Annotated in this window: 20 protein-coding genes; 7 read left to right on the top strand and 13 right to left on the bottom strand. The window is 64.2% G+C overall.

The features are described 5' to 3' along the window. Positions 1-26: 26 nt before the first annotated feature. Both J2X67_RS16555 and J2X67_RS16550 read right to left on the bottom strand, forming a co-directional pair. Positions 27-710, bottom strand: coding sequence for a dienelactone hydrolase family protein (locus J2X67_RS16555; RefSeq protein ID WP_309954415.1), 684 nt, complete (start codon positions 708-710; stop codon positions 27-29). A gap of 57 nt (positions 711-767) precedes the next feature. Further along, positions 768-1,373, bottom strand: a complete 606-nt coding sequence (locus tag J2X67_RS16550; RefSeq protein WP_309954413.1) for a 2-hydroxychromene-2-carboxylate isomerase — start codon at positions 1,371-1,373, stop codon at positions 768-770. Between the two features lie 73 nt (positions 1,374-1,446). Between J2X67_RS16550 and J2X67_RS16545 the strand changes: the two genes are divergently transcribed. Both J2X67_RS16545 and J2X67_RS16540 read left to right on the top strand, forming a co-directional pair. Continuing rightward, positions 1,447-2,193 carry an SDR family oxidoreductase gene (locus J2X67_RS16545; protein ID WP_309954411.1) on the top strand — a complete coding sequence of 249 codons (747 nt, stop codon included), beginning with the start codon at positions 1,447-1,449 and terminating at the stop codon, positions 2,191-2,193. Between the two features lie 61 nt (positions 2,194-2,254). After that, positions 2,255-2,908, top strand: a complete 654-nt coding sequence (locus J2X67_RS16540) for a MarC family protein (protein ID WP_281146675.1) — start codon at positions 2,255-2,257, stop codon at positions 2,906-2,908. 7 nt (positions 2,909-2,915) lie between these two features. Here J2X67_RS16540 and J2X67_RS16535 read toward each other — a convergent pair whose 3' ends face one another. The 9 genes from J2X67_RS16535 to purT form a co-directional block, all read right to left on the bottom strand. After that, on the bottom strand, positions 2,916-3,377 hold the full coding sequence (locus J2X67_RS16535; protein ID WP_309954407.1) for an EVE domain-containing protein: 462 nt from the start codon (positions 3,375-3,377) through the stop codon (positions 2,916-2,918). A gap of 8 nt (positions 3,378-3,385) precedes the next feature. Continuing rightward, the gene (locus J2X67_RS16530; RefSeq protein WP_309954406.1) at positions 3,386-4,549 is read right to left on the bottom strand and encodes an ABC transporter substrate-binding protein; all 1,164 of its coding nucleotides are present in this window, start codon (positions 4,547-4,549) and stop codon (positions 3,386-3,388) included. Between the two features lie 32 nt (positions 4,550-4,581). After that, the gene (locus tag J2X67_RS16525; RefSeq protein WP_309954404.1) at positions 4,582-6,462 is read right to left on the bottom strand and encodes a long-chain fatty acid--CoA ligase; all 1,881 of its coding nucleotides are present in this window, start codon (positions 6,460-6,462) and stop codon (positions 4,582-4,584) included. Positions 6,463-6,466: 4 nt separating this feature from the next. Continuing rightward, on the bottom strand, positions 6,467-7,240 hold the full coding sequence (locus tag J2X67_RS16520; RefSeq protein ID WP_309954402.1) for an ABC transporter ATP-binding protein: 774 nt from the start codon (positions 7,238-7,240) through the stop codon (positions 6,467-6,469). Between the two features lie 70 nt (positions 7,241-7,310). After that, the gene (locus tag J2X67_RS16515; protein WP_309954400.1) at positions 7,311-8,132 is read right to left on the bottom strand and encodes an ABC transporter ATP-binding protein; all 822 of its coding nucleotides are present in this window, start codon (positions 8,130-8,132) and stop codon (positions 7,311-7,313) included. Next, positions 8,129-9,205, bottom strand: coding sequence for a branched-chain amino acid ABC transporter permease (locus tag J2X67_RS16510; RefSeq protein ID WP_309954398.1), 1,077 nt, complete (start codon positions 9,203-9,205; stop codon positions 8,129-8,131). Before J2X67_RS16510 ends, J2X67_RS16515 begins: the two co-directional genes overlap by 4 nt. A gap of 6 nt (positions 9,206-9,211) precedes the next feature. Beyond that, the gene (locus J2X67_RS16505) at positions 9,212-10,087 is read right to left on the bottom strand and encodes a branched-chain amino acid ABC transporter permease (protein ID WP_309954396.1); all 876 of its coding nucleotides are present in this window, start codon (positions 10,085-10,087) and stop codon (positions 9,212-9,214) included. 22 nt (positions 10,088-10,109) lie between these two features. Next, entirely contained in the window at positions 10,110-10,937 is an 828-nt protein-coding gene (locus J2X67_RS16500; protein WP_309954394.1) for an AraC family transcriptional regulator, read from the bottom strand. A 322-nt stretch (positions 10,938-11,259) separates the two neighbouring features. Beyond that, positions 11,260-12,462 (bottom strand): formate-dependent phosphoribosylglycinamide formyltransferase, encoded by a 1,203-nt coding sequence (gene purT / locus J2X67_RS16495; protein WP_309954392.1) that lies wholly within the window; start codon positions 12,460-12,462, stop codon positions 11,260-11,262. Between the two features lie 186 nt (positions 12,463-12,648). Here purT and J2X67_RS16490 point away from each other — a divergent pair, with 186 nt between their 5' ends. From J2X67_RS16490 to J2X67_RS16480, 3 genes are read left to right on the top strand one after another with little or no spacing between them, the layout of a single operon-like run. Next, a complete protein-coding gene (locus J2X67_RS16490) occupies positions 12,649-13,497 on the top strand; it encodes a 3-hydroxybutyryl-CoA dehydrogenase (protein WP_126749873.1) in 849 nt (282 codons plus the stop codon). A 32-nt stretch (positions 13,498-13,529) separates the two neighbouring features. Further along, positions 13,530-14,354 carry a crotonase/enoyl-CoA hydratase family protein gene (locus J2X67_RS16485; RefSeq protein WP_309954390.1) on the top strand — a complete coding sequence of 275 codons (825 nt, stop codon included), beginning with the start codon at positions 13,530-13,532 and terminating at the stop codon, positions 14,352-14,354. 44 nt (positions 14,355-14,398) lie between these two features. Then, a complete protein-coding gene (locus tag J2X67_RS16480) occupies positions 14,399-15,739 on the top strand; it encodes a serine hydrolase (protein ID WP_309954389.1) in 1,341 nt (446 codons plus the stop codon). A gap of 17 nt (positions 15,740-15,756) precedes the next feature. Here J2X67_RS16480 and J2X67_RS16475 read toward each other — a convergent pair whose 3' ends face one another. Beyond that, entirely contained in the window at positions 15,757-16,533 is a 777-nt protein-coding gene (locus J2X67_RS16475) for a type III pantothenate kinase (protein ID WP_309954388.1), read from the bottom strand. Positions 16,534-16,660: 127 nt separating this feature from the next. On the opposite strand from J2X67_RS16475, the gene lysM reads away from it, so the two are divergent. Continuing rightward, positions 16,661-17,122 (top strand): peptidoglycan-binding protein LysM, encoded by a 462-nt coding sequence (lysM, locus tag J2X67_RS16470; RefSeq protein WP_309954386.1) that lies wholly within the window; start codon positions 16,661-16,663, stop codon positions 17,120-17,122. A 104-nt stretch (positions 17,123-17,226) separates the two neighbouring features. On the opposite strand, the gene J2X67_RS16465 is transcribed toward lysM, so the two are convergent. After that, positions 17,227-17,640 (bottom strand): rhodanese-like domain-containing protein, encoded by a 414-nt coding sequence (locus J2X67_RS16465; protein ID WP_309954384.1) that lies wholly within the window; start codon positions 17,638-17,640, stop codon positions 17,227-17,229. A gap of 219 nt (positions 17,641-17,859) precedes the next feature. On the opposite strand from J2X67_RS16465, the gene J2X67_RS16460 reads away from it, so the two are divergent. After that, complete coding sequence (locus J2X67_RS16460; protein ID WP_281146660.1) at positions 17,860-18,975, top strand: TRAP transporter substrate-binding protein; 1,116 nt, start codon at positions 17,860-17,862, stop codon at positions 18,973-18,975. Positions 18,976-18,978: the final 3 nt, after the last annotated feature.

Here is an 18,978-nt window from a genome sequence, read left to right as displayed (position 1 = left end):
AAAGCCTGGCACGAGCCAGGCTTCGCTCAGCCGACGTGCTTGGCAAAGAACTCCAGCGTGCGCGCACGCGCCAGCTTCGCGGCCTCGGCGTTGTACGAGCCCCGCTGGTCGCAGTTGAAGCCGTGACCCGATTCATACACATGCACCTCCACCTCGGGGTGCGCCTTCTTGAAGGCCTCGATGGTGTCCAGCGGAATCCAGTGGTCCTGGTTGCCGAAATGCGCCAGCACCGGCACCTTGGGCTGGCGCGCGGTTTCTTCCGGGGTGGTCATGCCGCCGCCGTAATACGGCGCCGCGGCGGCCAGCCCGGGGACGAGGCTTGCCGCGCGCCACACCAGCAGGCCGCCCCAGCAATAGCCCACGATGCCCACCTTGCCGGCCTTTGCCGCGTAGGCCACGGCGGCTTCGACGTCCTGCAGCACGCCCGGTGCGGGCAGTGCCTCGACTGCGGTCTTCAGCCCGAAGCCTGTCTTCATGTCCTCATCGCTGTAGCCAAGCTCGACGCCGGGCTTCACGCGATGAAAGGTCGAAGGCGAAACCGCGAGATAGCCGTCGGCCGCATACCCGTCGGCCACGGAGCGGATGTGCGAGTTGACGCCAAAAATCTCCGGCACCACAACGACCGCGCCCCGCGGCTTGCCGGCGGGCTCGGCCACATAGGCCGGAAAAACGAAACCGTCCTTGGCGGTGAGATCGATGAATTGGCCCATGGTTGTCATGCTCCTTGACTTGCGAATGCGTGAATGAATGAATGAACGGATGTGTGGCTAGCGCTGTTGCTGCAGCGCGCGCTCGACAAAATCGAGCCGGTCCTGCCCCCAGAATATCTCGCCGTCGATGACATAACTGGGTGCACCGAACACCTGGATGTCGATGGCCTCTTGCGTGTAGGCCTCGTAGCGCTCCTGAACCGCCTGGCTCAGCGACTGCTCCATGCGCTTGGGCGGCAGGCCGCATTCTGCGACCAGCGCTTCGAGCACCTTCGGGTCGCCAATGTTCCGCTCCTGCACCCACACGGCTGCAAACACCGCGCCGCACACCCGCATGGCCACCTCGGTTCCGTCATGCAGGTCCACCGCAATGATCAGCCGCGCCGCGTCGTCGCCCGACACCGGAAAGAACTTCGGCTTCAGGTTCAGCGGCAGGTTGAGATAGCGCGAAAAGCGCGCCAGTTCAACCAGCCGGTAGGCTTGGCGCTGCGGCGCGCGCTTGCCGAGCGGAAGCCCGCCGGAAATCGGGTACACGCTCCCCAGGTCCACGGGCCGTACGCGCACCGTGGCGCCCGCCGCGGCTGCGATGGCTGCAAACCGGGCATGCCCGAGGTAGGTCCAGGGGCTTTGCGGCGCAAAGTAATAGTCGATCGTATGGCTCATGCGCTCGCCCTCGATGATGTAATCCAAGCCAGCCGTTTTAACTGACACTCGGTTTTTCTGCAGGAGGTCGGATTTGGACCAGGTACTCTTGATCACCGGCGGCGGACGCGGCATTGGCGCTGCAACCGCCTTGCTGGCAGCGCAGCGCGGCTACGCGGTGGCCGTCAACTACGCCAGCAACTCGCTTGCCGCCGACGAAGTGGTGCGCACCATTCGCGCGGGCGGCGGCACGGCCATCGCCGTTCAGGCCGACGTGGGCGACGAAGCCCAGGTGGTCGCCATGTTCGAAAAAATCGATACGAAGCTCGGCCGCCTCACGGCGCTGGTCAACAACGCCGGCGTGGTCGACGTGCAGGCGCGCGTCGACCAGATGAGCGTTGAGCGGCTCACGCGCATGTTCCGCATCAACGTGATCGGCAGCTTCATCTGCGCGCGCGAGGCCGTCCGGCGCATGAGCACCCGGCACGGCGGCTCGGGCGGCGCCATCGTCAACATTTCCAGCGGCGCCGCGCGGCTGGGCTCGCCCGACCAGTACGTCGACTACGCCGCCAGCAAGGGCGCCATCGACACCTTCACCATCGGTCTGGCCAAGGAGGTAGCCGCCGAGGGCATTCGCGTCAATGCAGTGCGGCCCGGGCTCATCGACACCGAGATCCATGCCTCGGGCGGCATGCCCGACCGCGCCTTCGAACTGGCACCCACCGTACCGATGCGGCGCACCGGCAGCGCCGAAGAAATTGCCGGCGCCATTCTCTGGCTGCTCTCCGCCGAGGCCAGCTACACCACCATGGCCCTGCTCGACGTTACGGGGGGGAGGTAGCCATGAACCGCAGGGCCGCCCCCAAGGCGAATACCGCAGTGCGCAGCGCGGAGGCTGTCCGATGAGCACTTCGATGGACCTGATCAAGCCGCTGGTCACGCTGGTGGCCATCGTCAACCCGCTGGCCATCGTGCCCTTCTTCATCCACTACACGCAGGGGTATTCGGATGCGCAGCGACGGCACACGGTGCGCATGTCGGCCTTCAGCGCGTTCGTTGTCATTGCGGTCAGCGCGCTGCTCGGGTTGCAACTGCTGGCGTTCTTCGGCATTTCGATTGCCAGCTTCCAGGTGGGCGGCGGCCTGCTGCTGCTCATGAGTTCGCTGTCGATGCTCAACGCGAAGCCTGCCGAGAGCAAAACCAACGTCGAGGAACTGCGCGCCACCGAGGTGAAAGCTTCCATGGGCGCATCCATTGCCGTGGTCCCGCTCACCATTCCGCTCCTTACCGGGCCGGCCACCATATCGACGGTGGTGATTTATGCCGACAAGACGCAGCACCTGTGGGAGCTTGGCGTGCTGGTCGGCTACGGCGTGGTGGTGGCGCTGGCTACCGCACTGGCCTTTTCGCTTGCGCAGCCGATCGCGCGCGTGCTCGGCAAGACCGGCATCAACATCATGACGCGGCTCATGGGGCTGATTCTGGCGGCGCTTGCGGTCGAGGTCATGGCCGACGGCCTCGGCAAGCTGTTTCCCATTCTCCAGCGCGTGGGCTGACCGGTTCTCAGGCCAGCATTTTCTCGATGACCCGCCAATGCGCGGGATCGACCGGCGTGATCGACAGCCGGTTGCCCTTGCGCAGCACCACAAGGTCGGCCAGCTCGGGCTTGGCGCGCAGCTCAGGCAGCGCAAGCAGCCGCGTCTTGCGCACCGCCTGCACATCGACCAGCAGCCAGCGCGGTTCTTCCTTTTTCGACGCCGCGTCGTAGTACGGAGACTTCGGGTCGAACTGCGTCGGGTCGGGCTTGATGCCCGAGGCCACGCGCGCGATGCCCGCAATGCCGGGCTCCGGGCAGCTCGAGTGATAGAACAGCACGCCGTCGCCGATCTTCATGCCGTCGCGCATGAAGTTGCGTGCCTGATAGTTGCGCACGCCGGTCCACGCCACGGTGGCGTTGGATGCAGCGAGCGCATCGTCGATCGAGACCTCGTCGGGCTCGGATTTCATCAACCAGTAATTGGGCATGGTGCCCGTTATGGTGTCACATAGTCAGACACGACAACCCATTTCCCGTCCTTGATCTGGGACAAACGCGACTGGTCGTTGCCCAGGCGCTTGGTGGCGGTGTAGCTGCTCTTGGGGCTGCCGAACATGTCGGGCTCGAAGGTCATGCTGTCCATGGCCTTGATGAAGCTGTCGGTCGAAAGGTTCGGCCCGGCCTTCTGTGCCGCCTTGATGAACGAATCGATGATCACGTAGCCGTACACCGAGAACACCGTCGGGTCTTCGTTGAACTTGGTCTTGTACTTGTTGGCCCAGAAGCGCAGCGGCTGCGACTGCTCGTCGGTATAGGGGTTCTGCACCGTCATGGTGGCGTAGACGCCGTCCATTGCCTTTCCGCCCAGCTTGTGAATCAGGTCGGTATACGCCGCGCTCGAGCCGAGAAAGGTCGGGTTGAAGCCCGTCTTGCGCGCCTCGCCCACGGTGCCGATGGTCTCGCGGATGATGGTGCCAAGCACCACCAGGTCGCAGTTGGCGGCCTTCATTTTTGCGACCTGCGAACTGAAGTCGGTGGCGCCGCGCTTGAACGAGGTTTTCTCGGCCAATTCCATGCCCGCGGTTTTAAGGCCCGCTTCCGCACCGCGCTGCACCTCAAGCCCGAACTCGTCGTCCTGGTAGATGGTGCAGACTTTTTTCGCGCCCTTTTCCTTGATCATCTTGGGCAATGCGAGGCGGATCTGGTCGTAGTAGGTGGCGGCAAACGAATACTTCAGCCGGTGCAGCGGCTCGTACATTTCGCGCGCCGCAGTAATCGGCATGAAGTTGACGATGTTCTTGTCGAACTGCACCGGCATGGCCGCCATGTTCTGCGCCGTGCCGATGTGGCCGGCCATGATGAAGATCTTTTCCTGGTTGACCAGCTTCTGCGCGGCAAGCACCGCCTTCTTGGGGTCGTAGCCCGAGTCCTCCACAAACAGCTTCAGCTTGCGGCCATGGATGTTGCCCTGCTCGTTGAGCTCGTCCACTCGCAGCTGCATGCCGTTGCGCGCCTGCTTGCCAAAGCCCGCGAGCGGACCCGACAAGTCCTGGATCGTGCCGATGCGGATCTCGTCCTTGCTCACGCCCTGCTGCTGCGCGGACGAAAGCGTAGCTGTCAGGCCCAGCACCGCCAGGGCCGTCACTGTCTTGAGCTTCATGGGGTTGTCTCCTCGGGTTGACGAAAAAGAAACTAGCGATACATCGCCTCGATGCGCCCGGCGTACTTGGCCTGCACCAGCTTGCGCTTGAGCTTCATCGTGGGCGTGAGCTCCTCGTCCTCGGCGCTCAGCTGCGTCTCGAGCAGGAAGAACTTCTTGATCTGCTCCACCCGCGCAAACTTGGAATTGACGCGATCGATCTCGCCCTGGATCAGGTCCAGCACTTCCTGCGCACGCGTCAGGCTTTCGTAGTTGCTGAAAGGCACATCGTGATCCTGCGCAAACTTTTCGACGTTCTCCTGGTCGATCATGACGATCACCGTCAGGTACGGCTTCTTGTCGCCGATCACCACTGCGTCGGTGATGTAGGGGCTGAACTTGAGCTCGTTCTCCAGCTCGCTCGGCGTGATGTTCTTTCCCCCCGCCGTGATGATGATGTCCTTCATGCGGTCGGTGATGCGGAAATACCCTCCCGCGTCGACCGTTCCCACGTCGCCGGTATGTAGCCAGCCATCGGCGTCGATGGTTTCGGCCGTTTTCTCGGGCAGGTTGAGATACCCCATGAATACATTGGGGCCGCGCACCAGTATTTCGCCCGTCTGAGGGTCGAGCCGCACTTCGTTGTAGCTGGTGGCCGGCCCGATCGATCCCGGCATGATGCGCGACGGCGGCACTCCGGTGGAGGCGCCGCAAGACTCCGTCATGCCCCATACCTCCAGCATGGGTACGCCCAATGCCAGGTACCAGCGCACGAGGTCTGGCGAAATCGGCGCCGCGCCGGTCACAAGAAAACGCGCACGGTGAATCCCGATCAGCTTGCGCACGTTGTCGAGCGCCAGCCAGCGCGCCACTCGAAACTTGAACCGCAGCCCCGCGCCCACCGGCTGTCCCTGCAGCACGCGCTCGGCAATCTGCTGGCCCACGGCAATGCTCCAGCCATAGGCGGCCTGCTGCAAGCGGCTCGCCTCTTTCAGCGCGATCATCACGCCCGAATAGAACTTTTCCCACACGCGCGGCACGGCAGTGAACACGGTGGGCGAAATCTCGCGAACGTTCTCGGGCACCGTCTCGGGGTTTTCGACGAAGTTGAGAATCGAGCCGGTGTACATCGCAAAGTATTCGCCGCCCATGCGCTCGGCAATGTGGCACAGCGGCAGAAAGCACATGCGCTCGTCGCCCTCGCCCTGCGCCAGCAGGGAGTTGTAGCCGCGCATGGTGTACACCAGGCCGCGGTGGCTGTGCATCGCGCCCTTCGGCTTGCCGGTGGTGCCCGAGGTGTAGACAAGAATGGCCAGGTCTTCGGGCCGGCAGGCGGCAATGCGCTGCTCCATCGCCTGCGGATGAGCCTGCAGGTACTCTCGGCCGAGCGCGCGCAAAGCATCGAGGCTGATGACGCCCGGGTCGTCGAGGTCGCGCAGGCCCTCCATGTCGAACACGACAACCTTGCGCAGCATGGGCAATCGCTCACGCACTTCGAGCGCCTTGTCGAGCTGTTCGTCGTCTTCCACGAAAAGCACGGTGGTGCGGGAATCTTCGCAAAGATAGTGCACCTGCGAAGCAGCGTCGGTGGGGTAGATGCCGTTCGAAACACCGCCGCAACTGAGCACGGCAACATCGCAAAGCACCCACTCAATGACGGTGTTGGCAAGAATCGAGGCGCACTCGCCTTGGGCAAAGCCCAGCGCCAGCAGGCCGCCCGCAATTTCGCGCACAGCCTCGGCGGTTTGCTTCCACGTCCACGCGCGCCAGATGCCGAATTCCTTCTGCCGCATCCACACCTTGTCGGCACGCAGTTCCACGGCCTTCCAGAACACGGCCGGAATGGTGTCGCCAGGCACGACGACGCCGGGCTTGGGCTGCAGGTGCGCCAGATCCCAGAGGCCAGCGGGAGCGCGCAAGGCAAGAGTGCTCATGCTGTCATCTCCAGGTCTTCTTCTTTTTCCAGCGCCGCTCGCCGCGCACGCCGTCGTCCTTGACGCCGAGGTAGAACTCCTTGATGTCTTCCTTCTCGCGCAGGCGCTCGCAGGTGTCTTCCATGACGATGCGGCCGTTCTCGAGCACATAGCCATGATCGGAAGCATTGAGCGCCATGTTGGCGTTCTGCTCCACCAGCAAGATGGTGGTGCCGCGTTCGCGATTGATGCGCACGACAATCTCGAAGATCTCCTTCGTCAGCTTGGGGCTCAACCCAAGGCTCGGCTCGTCGAGCAGGATCAGATGCGGCGCCGCCATGATGGCGCGCGAAATGGCGAGCATCTGCTGCTGCCCGCCCGAGAGCAGGCCGGCATCCTGTGTGGCGCGTTCCCGCAAAATGGGAAAGTAGTTGTAGACGCTCTCCATGTCCCGCGCCACGCCGTCGCGGTCCTTGCGGGTGTAGGCGCCCATCAGCAGGTTGTCTTTCACCGTGAGCAGCGGAAACACCTCGCGGCCTTCGGGCACGTGGCTCAGGCCCTGCTGCACGATGTAGGCCGGGTCCTTGGCGGTGATGTCCTTGCCCTGGAATTCGATGCTGCCTTTTCTCGGATCGATGATTCCGGAGATCGTCTTCAAGATGGTTGTCTTGCCGGCGCCGTTCGAGCCCAGGACGGTCACTATTTCGCCCTGCCTGACTTTCAGGCTCACGCCGCGGATGGCCTTGATAGGACCGTAGGCGCTTTCGACGTTGAGCAACTGGAGTACGACGTCGGTCATGGCGTCGCCTCATTTGCTTCGGACGGGGGGCGGCGTTGGGGCGTCCCCAACGAAGCAGCGAACAAAGCGTTCATACCGCCACCCTCCTCAAGCTGCTCACGTCATCCACAGTCCCAAGATAAGCCTCGACAACCCGTGAATCAGCCTGCACCTCACGCGGCGTTCCGGTCGCCAGCACCTCGCCCATGTTCATCGCCAGCACGCGATCCGATACCTTGGAAACCAGCGACATATCGTGCTCGACCATCAGCACAGACACACCCAGCTCATGCTGGATATCCTGAATCCAGAATGCCATGTCCGCCGTCTCTTCGACGTTGAGCCCAGAAGAAGGCTCATCGAGCAGCAGAAGCTTCGGCTCGGTGCACAACGCGCGCGCCAATTCCACCACCTTGCGCACGCCGTAAGGCAAACCGGCCACCATCGAATCGCGGTGATGCTGCAAGTCCAGCAGGTCGATCACCTGCTCGGCCTTTTCACGCGCCGCAATCTCCGCACGGCGCGTGTCGGGCGTAAAGAACACCTCGCTCCAGAAACCCGTCTGCCGGTGCGTGTGGCGGCCTATCAGCAGGTTGTGCAAGACAGTCGCATGCTCGAAAAGCTCGATGTTCTGGAAAGTGCGCGCAATGCCCAGCGCCGCAATCTCGTGCGGTGCCTGCTGCGTCAAAGCCAGCGGGCCCGAGGCCTCGCCATGCCATGTGATCTCGCCCATCGTCGGCGTGTAGATGCGGCTGATCAAGTTGAACACCGTCGTCTTGCCCGCGCCGTTGGGACCGATCAACGTGAACACCTCGCCGCGCCGCACATCGAAGGTCACCTTGTTGACCGCCAGCACGCCGCCGAAGCGCACGCTCAGGTCCTTGGCAGAAAGAAGGACGTCGGCGCCGCTCATCTCAGCCGGTCCGACTTGGTGAACGACTTCTGCCGCTTGAACAAGCCCTTGCGATAGAACGGAAAGAGCTGCAGCCAGGTGCGAATCTTCAGCCAGCGGCCATACAAGCCCAACGGTTCGAAGAGCACGAACGCGATCAGCACCAATCCATACACCAGGCCCTGCAGCCCCGGTGCCTGGCCGACCACGGCCGGCAGCCAATCCTTGCCCATCGAGATCAGCTGCGGCATTGCAATCAAGAAGATCGCACCCAAGAACGCGCCGTGCACAGAGCCCAGCCCGCCGATCACCACCATCAGCAGCAGGTCGATCGACTGCAGGATGTTGAACTGGTCGGGCGAAATGAAGCTGAGCTTGTGCGCATACAGCGCACCGCCCAGCCCCGCGAGCGCGGCCGAAATGGCAAACGACATCGTCTTGTAGCGCGCCAGGTGAATGCCCATGCTCTGCGCAGAAATCTCGGAATCGCGAATCGCAACGAAGGCGCGCCCCGTCGGTGAACGCAGCAAGTTCAGAATGCCCAGCGTGCTGAGCACCGCCACCACCAGGCACAAGAAGTAGAAGCCCTCACCCGAGCCCAGCGACCAGCCGAAGAGCTGCGGCGACTTCACGTGCAGCCCCGCGTTGCCGCCGGTCACGCTCTCCCAGCGCGCGAAAACCTCTTCGACAATGAAGCCAAACGACAGCGTGGCAATGCCAAGGTAGATGCCCTTCACGCGCAAGGCAGGCAATGCAACCACCACGCCCACCGCTGCCGAAAGCGCCGCGGCCGCGAGCAACGCAACCGGAAAAGGCACGCCCAGGTTGGTCAGCACGCCTTGCGTGTACGCGCCCGCACCTAGAAACGCCGCATGGCCGATAGAGAACTGCCCGGTGAAACCGGCGAGCAGCATCAAGCCCAATCCGACGATGCCGTAGATCAGCACGAAGGTCAGTTGCGCGAGCCAGTACTCGTCGATGGCCCACGGTGCGACGAGCAGGAACGCGGCCAGGAGGCCATACCAGAACACATGGCCGCCGTGCCGCGCAAGGCGAATGTCCTGGTCGTAGCTGGTCTTGAAGATGAAGCGCATATCGAGCTAGACCTTCTTGCGCAGCTTCTCGCCGAACAGGCCGTTGGGCTTGATCATCAGCATCAGCAGCACGACGATGTACGGGGCCGTGTCCTTGAAGCCGTCCGGCAGATAGAAGCCTGCGAACGATTCGACGATGCCGATGACGAGCCCGCCGACGATGGCGCCCGGCAAGCTGCCGAACCCGCCCACCACCGCAGCCGGAAAAGCCTTGAGCCCGATGAAGCCCATGTTCGCGTGCACGAAGGTGATGGGCGCGAGCAGCATGCCCGCGATGGCCGCCACCGCCGCCGCCAGGCCCCACACCAGCCCGTTGAGCCGCTTCACCGGAATGCCCATGTAGTAGGCCGCGAGCTGGTTCTGCGAAGAGGCCTGCATTGCGATACCCAGCTTGCTGTAGCGGAACATCGCGAACAGCAGCCCGCAGAGGATGGCTGTGGCAATGACAATGGCGAGCTGCTCGAGGTTGACCACCAGCCCGCCCACCTTCCAGATCTGGTCCTTGTAGGGAACCGGCAACGTGTGGGTGTCGGTGCCAATGCCCGGCACCATGGTGATGAGCCCACGCGCCACGTACGCAATGCCGATGGTGAGCATCACGATCGAGAACTGCGGCTGCCCGAGGATGGGGCGAATCACCACGAGTTCGAGCAGCACTCCGAAGGCTGCCATGGCCACCAGCGCAAGCAGCGCCGCAAGCCAGAACGGCATGCCGAACAGCGACATGCCGGCGAACGCACCAAAAGCGCCGAGCATCATCAGGTCGCCCTGCGCAAAGCTCACCGTCTCGGTGGCCTTGTAGATGAGCACGAAGCCCAGTGCGATCAGCCCATAGATGCAGCCTTGCGCAATGCCCGACAGCAACAGCTGGAGTATTTGCATGCGGCTTCTTTTCTTGCGCTGGCTACTGCGTGTAGCCGCCGGCCGCATCGTGCAGCGCAAGGCGGCGCGAACCGGCGACGATGTCGCTCGGCTTGAGCCCGTACACCTGGCGGATCGAATGGCTGAAGTGCGTCGAATCCGGGTAGCCGGTGTCCAGCGCGATGTCGGTCAGCGTGCTTGTCTGGCGCACGTAGCGCAGCAGGCTTCGCGCGCGCTTCCAGGCCCGGAAGGCGCGAAACGCAATGCCCGTCTCCTGCTTGAACAAGTGAAGGAAGCGCGAGAAAGACAGATGCACCGAGGCCGCGCAGTCTTCCGCCGAGGTGGGCGCGGCAGGGTCGGCGTTGATGGCATCGATGACCTTGCGGATGCGCGGATCGAGCGCGCGCAGCGCAAGGGCTTCGCCGAAGAACAGACGGTCGAACTCCAGCCCTTCGAAGCTCTGGCGGCCCGAGAGTGCCAGCAAATGGGTGTGCGCATCGCGCATGCGCTGCACGAAAGCGGGCGCATCGACGGGACCGCAGTGCTGCATGAAGCCGGGCAGGCGCGCGGGGTCGACCGACTCCGACTCGACAAGCAGATTGAAGATGAGCGGGTGCGTACTCTCAACGCGGTGCGGCACCTGCGGCGGCACCACGAACAATTCGCCCGCCTGCCATGCACCTCCGCCGATGCGCAGGCGGTTAAGCGGTGCACCGGCAGGCGACACATACACGCCGTACCCGCCCATGGTGCGTTCGGCTGCGGCCCCGAGCAGCCCTGCATAGAACACGCGCTGGTGCGTGAGCCACATCAGGCGCTCTCCACGCTGCCCGGCGCCGCTGCCTGGCAACGTCGCGTTCGATCGCTGCATGCTGTCTGTCTCCTGCATCGGGCCGCTGCCGGCCGATGGCCAGCGCTGCGTTGGCAGGATCGTAGCGGCGGGGGCTCGCTGCGCGGCATGCATTTGCGCGGGGACTTTCCCTAGGCTCATGCGAACGCCCGGCGCATTCCGGCGTTCGGCTGTGCTTTGGGGTGCGGGGCGCCTTCGAACAGGGCGCAGGCCTGGGGGTGCAGCATGGTGTCTCCGGTGGCCGGGCGGTGTTCGCCCGGTCTCCTGTGCACGATGCCTTCGAGCCCCCGGCCCGGCTTGCGAAAACTGGCTGTGCTTGCCTGATTGCTTGTGAGCCGACCGTTCAGGCCTTGCGCGGCTTCACGCGCGATGCGGCTTCCTTCGCGTTGACGCGCGCCGTTTCCACATCGCCTGCATGCGCGAGCGCCACGCCCATGCGGCGCTTGGCAAAGCTCTCGGGTTTGCCGAACAGGCGGATATCGCTGCCGGGCACCTGCAGCGCCTCGGCCACGCCGTCGAACGCAATGCCGGTCGCATCGACACCGCCGTAGATCACCGCGCTCGCGCCCGGGCTCTTGAGCGACGTGTCCACCGGCAGGCCGAGAATTGCGCGCGCATGCAGCTCGAACTCGTTCTGCCATTGGGTGGCCATGGTCACCATGCCGGTGTCGTGCGGACGCGGGCTCACCTCACTGAACCAGACCTCGTCGCCCTTCACGAACAGCTCGACGCCAAAAAGCCCCTGGCCACCCAGGTCGGCTGTAACGGCCTGCGCAATCTGCTGCGCCTTTTGCAGCGCGGCAGGCGCCATGGGGTGCGGCTGCCAGCTCTCCACGTAGTCGCCGCTCACCTGCACATGGCCGATGGGTTCGCAGAATTGCGTCTGCACCGCACCGGCTGCGTCCTTGGCGCGCACCGTCAGGAGCGTGATCTCGTAATCGAAGTCGATGAAGCCTTCGACGATGACGCGTCCGTGGCTCACGCGGCCGCCGGCCATGGCGTAGTCCCAGGCCTTCTGCACGTCGGCCGGGCCGTCGATCTTGCTCTGGCCCTTGCCGGAGCTGCTCATCACGGGCTTGACGATGCAGGGATAGCCAATGCCCGCGTCGATGGCCGCCTGCAGTTCGGCCAGCGAGTCGCAGAACTTGTAGGGGCTGGTGGGCACGCCCAGCGTTTCGGCAGCCAGCCGGCGAATGCCTTCGCGGTCCATCGTGAGGCGGGCGGCACGGGCGGTGGGAATCACGCGGACCACGCCCGCGTCTTCGAGCTGCTGCAGCATCGGCGTGGCAATGGCCTCGATCTCGGGCACCACGAGGGTGGGCTTCTCGGCCTCGATCAGCGCCTTGAGCTGCTCCGGGTCGCTCATGGTGATGGTGCGCGCATGGTGCGCCACCTGCTGGCCGGGCGCGTTCTCGTAGCGGTCGACCGCAATGGTTTCGACGCCGAGGCGCTGCAGCGCAATCAGCACCTCCTTGCCGAGCTCGCCGGAGCCGAGCAGCATCACGCGGGTGGCCGAGGGGGAAAGAGGGGTGCCGAGGGTGGTCATGGTCGGGGTCGAAAAAGAGAAAGGAAAGAGAAGCGATCGCCGCACTGTAAGCCACCCGGTGGCGGCCGTGTCACTCGCGGCAACAGCGGCCTGGCGGGGCTGCTTCACAATCGATCTCCTGCAGCGGTGGCGGCGTCGACCCCACTTGCTTCCTCCCAGTTTTGTTCTTATCCAAGGAGTTCTCTCATGACGATTCAGACCGTCGGCATCATCGGCGCCGGAACGATGGGCAATGGCATTGCGCAGGCCTGCGCGGTGGCCGGCGTCAATGTGGTGATGGTCGACATTGCCCAGGCGGCGGTCGACAAGGGCCTGGCCACCGTCTCGGGCAGCCTCGACCGCCTGATCAAGAAAGAAAAGCTCACGGCCGAGCAGAAAACCGCCGCGCTCGCGCTGATCAAGGGCTCGACCAACTACGACGACCTGAAGAGCGCGCAGCTGGTCATCGAGGCGGCCACCGAGAACCATGCGCTCAAGCTGAAGATCCTGAAGCAGGTCGACGAGCTGCTGGCGCCCGAGGTGATCATTGCGTCGAACACCTCGTCGATCTCCATCACCCAGCTCGCGGCCGCCACTTCGCGCGCCGACCGCTTCATCGGCATGCACTTTTTCAACCCGGTGCCGATGATGGCGCTGGTGGAGCTGATCCGCGGCTATCTCACGAGCGACGCCACGCACGACGCCGTCAAGGCGCTGGCCGAGAAGCTGGGCAAGTCGCCCATCACGGTGAAAAACGCGCCGGGCTTCGTGGTCAACCGCATCCTGGTGCCGATGATCAACGAGGCCTTCTTCGTGCTGTCCGAAGGCATTGCCACCGCCGAAGACATCGACGCCGGCATGAAGCTGGGCTGCAACCAGCCCATCGGCCCGCTGGCGCTGGCCGACATGATCGGCCTGGACGTGTGCCTTGCCGTGATGGAGGTCTACCTCGAGCAATTCGGCGACTCCAAGTACCGCCCCTGCCCGCTGCTGAAAGAAATGGTCGCGGCCGGCCAGCTGGGCCGCAAGACCGGGCGCGGCGTGTACACCTACTGAGCGCCCCGAAAGAACAACAAAGGAGACAAGCCATGACCGCCGCGTCCATCACCGCAACCACCCCACCCGCAGAAGGCTGTATCGACACGCAGGTCATCGGCCATGTGCTGCTGATCGGCATCAACCGTCCCGCCAAGCGCAACGGCTGGACGCCGCCGATGTTCAGGCAGTTGGCGGAGGCCTACACCCGGCTGGACGACGACCCGGAGCTGCGTGTGGGCGTGCTGCATGCGTTCGGCGACCACTTCACGGCGGGCCTGGACCTGCCGGCGGTGACCGAATACATGAAGCGCGGCGAAAAGGCGGTACCGCCGGGGTTGGTGGAGCCGCACGACTTCGGCCTGCCCGGCTACCGCCGCCGCACCAAGCCGATGGTCGTGGCGGTGAAGGGCATCTGCTTTACGGTGGGCATCGAGCTGATGCTGGGCGCCGACATCGTGGTGGCGGCCGACAACTGCCGCTTCTCGCAGATGGAAGTGCAGCGCGGCATCATGGCCACGGGCGGCGCCACGCTGCGCATGGCCGAGCGCGCGGGCGTGGGCAATGCCATGCTGCACCTGCTCACCGCCGACGAGTTCAACAGTGCCGAGGCCTATCGCCTCAACTTCGTGCAGAAAGTGGTTGCCGCCGGGCAGGAACTCGACGCGGCGCTGGCCATTGCAGAGCGCATTGCGGCGCAGGCGCCGCTCGCAGTGGTGGCCACCCGGCTCAACGTGATCAAGGCCGTGGAGCAAGGCCCGTTCGCGGCCGTGTCGGAATTCATCGAAACGCAGAAGCGGCTGTCGAACAGCGAAGACGCGGCTGAAGGCGTGCGCTCGTTCGTCGAGCGCCGGCCGGCGCGCTTCAGCGGCCGATGAAGTGCATGTTGAAGAAGATGAATTCCACCGGAGCCGCGTTGCCCATGTTCTTTTTTTTCCAACGAACGGCGCTCGCCGCCGCCTTAGCACTGCTTGCCGTGAACACCTCATCGAACGCCCAGACACCCGCGCCCGCCGCGCCTCCCGATCCCGCGGCCACGTCGGTGGAGGCAATGGGCTGGATGAAGGGCTTTCCGCCTCCGCCCGACAAGCTGATTACCTTCGACAACCCGGCCGGTGGCGTGTTTCCGCGCACGCGCTGGAGCTTTTCGCATGTGCGCGAAACCGTGCCCACAGCCAACGTGTGGCGCGGCAGCGACGCGCCCAGCCCCTTGCCTGCGGCGCTGCGCAACGACATCGAAGGCGTCACGTTCAAGCCCCTGGGAAGCACGGCCAGCGAAGAGACGATGACCTTCGCGCAGATGATTCCGCGCACTTACACCGACGGCATCCTGGTGATGCACCGCGGCCGCGTGGTCTACGAAAAGTATTTCGGCGCGCTCACGCCCGAACGGCCGCACATTGCGATGTCTGTCACCAAGTCTTTCGTGGGCACGCTGGCGGCCATCCTCGCGGACGAAGGCAAGCTCGACCCGTCGGCGCTCGTCACCCGCTACCTGCCTGAGCTCAAGGACACGGCCTACGGCGATGCGACGGTGCGCCAGGTGATGGACATGACCATCGGCGTGCACTACTCCGAAAACTACGCCGACCCGAAGGCCGAGATCTGGGACTACGCGCGCGCCGGCGGCATGCTGGCGCAGGGGCCGAACTACACGGGCCCGAAGTCGTTCTATGAATTTCTGGCCACGCTCAAGAAGGAAGGCGCGCACGACACCGCCTTTGCCTACAAGACGGTCAACGCCGAAGTGCTCGCCTGGGTCTTGCGCCGCGTGAGCAACCAGCCGCTCGCCGACTTGCTGAGCGAAAAGATCTGGCGCCGCATCGGGGCCGAGCAGGACGCCTACTTCATGGTCGACCGCATCGGTACCGAGTCGGGCGGCGGCGGTCTCAACACCGTGCTGCGCGACCTTGCGCGCTTCGGCGAAACCATGCGCAACGGCGGCCGGGCACCCAATGGGCAGCAAGCCATTCCAAAGGCCGTGGTCGAAGACATCCAGCGCGGCGGCGACACGGCCAAATTCGTGAAGGCAGGCTACACGCTGCTGCCGGGCTGGTCGTACCGCAACATGTGGTGGGTGTCGAACAACCCGCACGGCGCCTACATGGCGCGCGGCATCCACGGGCAAAGCATCTACATCGATCCGAAGGCCGAGATGGTGATCGTGCGCTATGCCGCGCATCCGGTGGCGGCCAGTGCGGGGAACGACCCGCTGACGCTGCCCGCGTTCCACGCGGTGGCCGAAGCGCTCATGCGCCCCTGAGCTTTCCCGCAAAAGCTTTACTCGGCGGCCCGCTCGCGTGCAATCACCAGAAGCCCGTCCATGATCAGGCTTTCGACGAGTTCGAAATCTCCGTTCATGACGGGGGCCATCTTCCACCCTGCGCCGCCCGTCATGTAGCAGGCAGGCTCGGCGCCGCAGTGCGAGCGCACGTGCTGCACCATGCGCTCGACCGCACCGGCAATGGCGTAGGTGCCGCCACTGGTGAGCGCATCGCTGGTGTTGGTGGGAAATTCGCGCACCTCACCCGTGGGCACGTGCAGCCCGGCCGTGCCCGATTCGAGCGCCCGCAGCATGATGCCGTGGCCCGGCAGGATCAGCCCGCCCAGAAATTTGCCGCTGGCGTCGATGGCCTCCACCGTCACGGCCGTGCCGATCATCACGACCACCATGGGCCGTGCGGGGCCTGTGCCGAGCATGCGGTGGCGCGCACCGATCATTGCCACCCAGCGATCGGCGCCCAGCCGCGTCGGATGGTCGTAGCCGTTGACGATGCCGGCCTCGGCCGCGCTTGCCACCACCCATCGCGGCGCGCATTCGAAGCGCTCCTCGATCTGTTCCTCGGCGCGGCGGCGTACCGCATCGCCGGCCACCACGCAGCCCAGCATGGCACCCGGCGCGGGCAGGTCGGCCCAAGGGCCTTCTGCAAGGCGCTCGATGTGGTCGAGAAACTCGGCACCATGCGCCTGCAGCGTGGCCCCCGGATGCGCCCCATCGTAGAGAGCCCATTTGAGGCGGGTGTTGCCGATGTCGATCGCAAGAAAGGGGGAGGCCATGGACGGATTATTGCGACTTTATGTCGCTTACCGCCGCTTGCACTTGCGGCAAGGGACTACGCGCCAGGGTCACCAGCCGCCGTTACAGTCGCGATTCCCACCACCACCACGGCAAAAGGAGTACCCCATGGGTTTGCTGAGTTTCATCAAGGAAGCAGGAGAAAAGCTGTTCGGCGGCTCGTCGGCACACGCTGCCGAACCGGACGCGAACACCAAGGCCGCGGCTGCCATCAAGACCTACATCGAGACGCAGAATCTCGGGCTCACGGGCCTGGAGGTGACCTACACCGCCGCGACGGGGGTCGTTACGCTGGCGGGCCAGGCACCATCGCAGGAAGCAAGCGAAAAGGCCGGGCTTGCCGCCGGCAACGTCGCCAATGTGACGAGTGTCGACAACAATCTGGTCGCACCAGCCGCCCCGCCGGCGCAGTACCACGACGTGGTGAAGGGCGACACGCTCTCGGCTATTTCCAAAAAGTACTACGGCGACGCGAACAAGTACAACGCGATCTTCGAGGCGAACAAGCCGATGCTGAGCCATCCGGACAAGATCTATCCGGGTCAGAAGCTGCGCATTCCGGCGCTTTGAACTGATTCAGCTCGCCATGAAAGGGCCCACTGGAGACAGTGGGCCCTTTGTTTTTTGGCGCTGTTGTTCAGGGCGTGTGCACAGGGCACGCTTTATGGTGAACCCTAGTTCTGCTTCCAGGGCAGCCCGCGCTTGCGCCAGCCCCCAAGCACGCCGCGGTGCCCGTTGTCGTCCGGATTGCCTTCGAAGCCCTCCAGGATGTTGTATGCCTCCAGGCCCAGTTCTGTCGCACGCCTGGCGGCAGCGATGGAGCGCACGCCGCTGCGGCACAGCAGCACCAGCTTCTTCTTGCCGTTTTCGCCTGCGGCCCGGATGCCGCCGTCGAACGCCGGGTTGAGCACCATGCCCGGCCACTGCTTCCAGGCCAGGGGCACCGCGCCCGGTACGTAGCCGACCCATTCGCGCTCGGCGTCGCTGCGCACGTCTACCAATACGGCCTCGCCGCTTGCCATCCACTGTGCGGCCTGCTCTGGCGTCACGTCGCCGGCATAGCCCTTTTCCCCAACGGGTTCAGTCATGTCCTTGAGTCCTCTTGATGGGTGGGGCCGCTTTCACTGGCAAACCGTGCTCTCGCGCTGTTTGCAAGCCCCGCCGGATGATGGAATTTTTCACCAGTTCGTGAAAACCCTGTTTGTCGCATATTCCAGCGCGCCAAAGATGCGCATGGGCCTGCCGAACATAGCGCCAAGAAGGCGGGCAGGGTTTCTTCAGTCAGAACTTGTATGGAGCGAGACAACATGACAGAGAGCAAATCACCCCGCCGCCGCAATCTTCTCAAAGGTGCAGCGGTGGCCGCAGGTGCCATGTCGGCACCCATGGTCAGCATGGCCCAGACCACTTCGCTGCGCTTCCAGAGTACCTGGCCGGCCAAGGACATCTTCCATGAATACGCGCAAGACTTCGCAAAGAAGGTCAATGACATGGCGGGTAGCCGCCTGAAGATCGAAGTGCTGCCGGCGGGCTCCGTGGTGCCCGCCTTTCAGCTGCTCGATGCGGTCGCCAAGGGCACGCTCGACGGCGGTCACGGCGTGGTGGCCTATTGGTACGGCAAGAACTCGGCGCTTGCGCTCTGGGGGTCGGGCCCCGGCTACGGCATGGACGCAAACATGGTGCTGGCCTGGCACAACTACGGCGGCGGCAAGGCGCTGATCGAGGAAATCTACAAGAGCCTGAACCTGGACGTGGTCTCGTACCTGTACGGCCCCATGCCCACGCAGCCGCTGGGCTGGTTCAAGAAGCCGGTGGCCCGCGTGGAAGACATGAAGGGCCTGAAGTTCCGCACCGTGGGCCTGGCCGTCGACGTGTTCACCGACATGGGCACGGCCGTGAACCCGCTGCCGGGCGGCGAGATCGTGCCGGCACTGGACCGCGGCCTCATCGATGCGGCCGAGTTCAACAATGCGTCGAGCGATCGCGTGCTGGGCTTTCCCGACGTGGCGAAGAACTGCATGCTGCAAAGCTTCCACCAGTCGGGCGAGCAGTTCGAGATCCTGTTCAACAAGGGCAAGCTCGCGGCATTGCCGGCCGAACTGAAATCGATCATCGACTATGCGGTGCAGGCGTCCAGCGCGGACATGAGCTGGAAGGCGATCCAGCGCAACTCGCAAGACTACATCGAGCTGAAAAAAGCCGGCATCAAGTTCTACAAGACGCCCGACGCCATCTTGCGCGCGCAGCTTGCGTCGTGGGACAAGACCATTGCCAAGAAGGCTGCCGAGAACCCGATGTTCAAGAAGGTGCTCGATTCGCAAAAGGCTTTTGCCGAGCGTGCCGGCCAGTGGCACAACGACTACACGGTCGATTTCAAGATGGCCTACAACCACTACTTCGGCTCGCAAGCCAAGAAGTCCTGATGC

Origin of the sequence: Variovorax sp. 3319 (genome assembly GCF_031456585.1) — a bacterium.
Lineage (GTDB): Bacteria > Pseudomonadota > Gammaproteobacteria > Burkholderiales > Burkholderiaceae_C > Variovorax > Variovorax paradoxus_P.
The sequence above is the reverse complement of the archived record's forward strand: the minus strand, read 5'-3'. Positions and strand labels throughout refer to the sequence as shown.

Bases quoted from the DNA above. Each gene is read 5' to 3' on its own strand.
- J2X67_RS16555 (WP_309954415.1), bottom strand. From the start codon at position 710: ATGGGCCAATTCATCGATCTCACCGCCAAGGACGGTTTCGTTTTTCCG.
- J2X67_RS16550 (WP_309954413.1), bottom strand. From the start codon at position 1,373: ATGAGCCATACGATCGACTATTACTTTGCGCCGCAAAGCCCCTGGACC.
- J2X67_RS16540 (WP_281146675.1), top strand. From the start codon at position 2,255: ATGAGCACTTCGATGGACCTGATCAAGCCGCTGGTCACGCTGGTGGCC.
- J2X67_RS16535 (WP_309954407.1), bottom strand. From the start codon at position 3,377: ATGCCCAATTACTGGTTGATGAAATCCGAGCCCGACGAGGTCTCGATC.
- J2X67_RS16530 (WP_309954406.1), bottom strand. From the start codon at position 4,549: ATGAAGCTCAAGACAGTGACGGCCCTGGCGGTGCTGGGCCTGACAGCT.
- J2X67_RS16525 (WP_309954404.1), bottom strand. From the start codon at position 6,462: ATGAGCACTCTTGCCTTGCGCGCTCCCGCTGGCCTCTGGGATCTGGCG.
- J2X67_RS16520 (WP_309954402.1), bottom strand. From the start codon at position 7,240: ATGACCGACGTCGTACTCCAGTTGCTCAACGTCGAAAGCGCCTACGGT.
- J2X67_RS16515 (WP_309954400.1), bottom strand. From the start codon at position 8,132: ATGAGCGGCGCCGACGTCCTTCTTTCTGCCAAGGACCTGAGCGTGCGC.
- J2X67_RS16510 (WP_309954398.1), bottom strand. From the start codon at position 9,205: ATGCGCTTCATCTTCAAGACCAGCTACGACCAGGACATTCGCCTTGCG.
- J2X67_RS16505 (WP_309954396.1), bottom strand. From the start codon at position 10,087: ATGCAAATACTCCAGCTGTTGCTGTCGGGCATTGCGCAAGGCTGCATC.
- J2X67_RS16500 (WP_309954394.1), bottom strand. From the start codon at position 10,937: ATGCAGCGATCGAACGCGACGTTGCCAGGCAGCGGCGCCGGGCAGCGT.
- purT (WP_309954392.1), bottom strand. From the start codon at position 12,462: ATGACCACCCTCGGCACCCCTCTTTCCCCCTCGGCCACCCGCGTGATG.
- J2X67_RS16490 (WP_126749873.1), top strand. From the start codon at position 12,649: ATGACGATTCAGACCGTCGGCATCATCGGCGCCGGAACGATGGGCAAT.
- J2X67_RS16485 (WP_309954390.1), top strand. From the start codon at position 13,530: ATGACCGCCGCGTCCATCACCGCAACCACCCCACCCGCAGAAGGCTGT.
- J2X67_RS16480 (WP_309954389.1), top strand. From the start codon at position 14,399: ATGTTCTTTTTTTTCCAACGAACGGCGCTCGCCGCCGCCTTAGCACTG.
- J2X67_RS16475 (WP_309954388.1), bottom strand. From the start codon at position 16,533: ATGGCCTCCCCCTTTCTTGCGATCGACATCGGCAACACCCGCCTCAAA.
- lysM (WP_309954386.1), top strand. From the start codon at position 16,661: ATGGGTTTGCTGAGTTTCATCAAGGAAGCAGGAGAAAAGCTGTTCGGC.
- J2X67_RS16465 (WP_309954384.1), bottom strand. From the start codon at position 17,640: ATGACTGAACCCGTTGGGGAAAAGGGCTATGCCGGCGACGTGACGCCA.
- J2X67_RS16460 (WP_281146660.1), top strand. From the start codon at position 17,860: ATGACAGAGAGCAAATCACCCCGCCGCCGCAATCTTCTCAAAGGTGCA.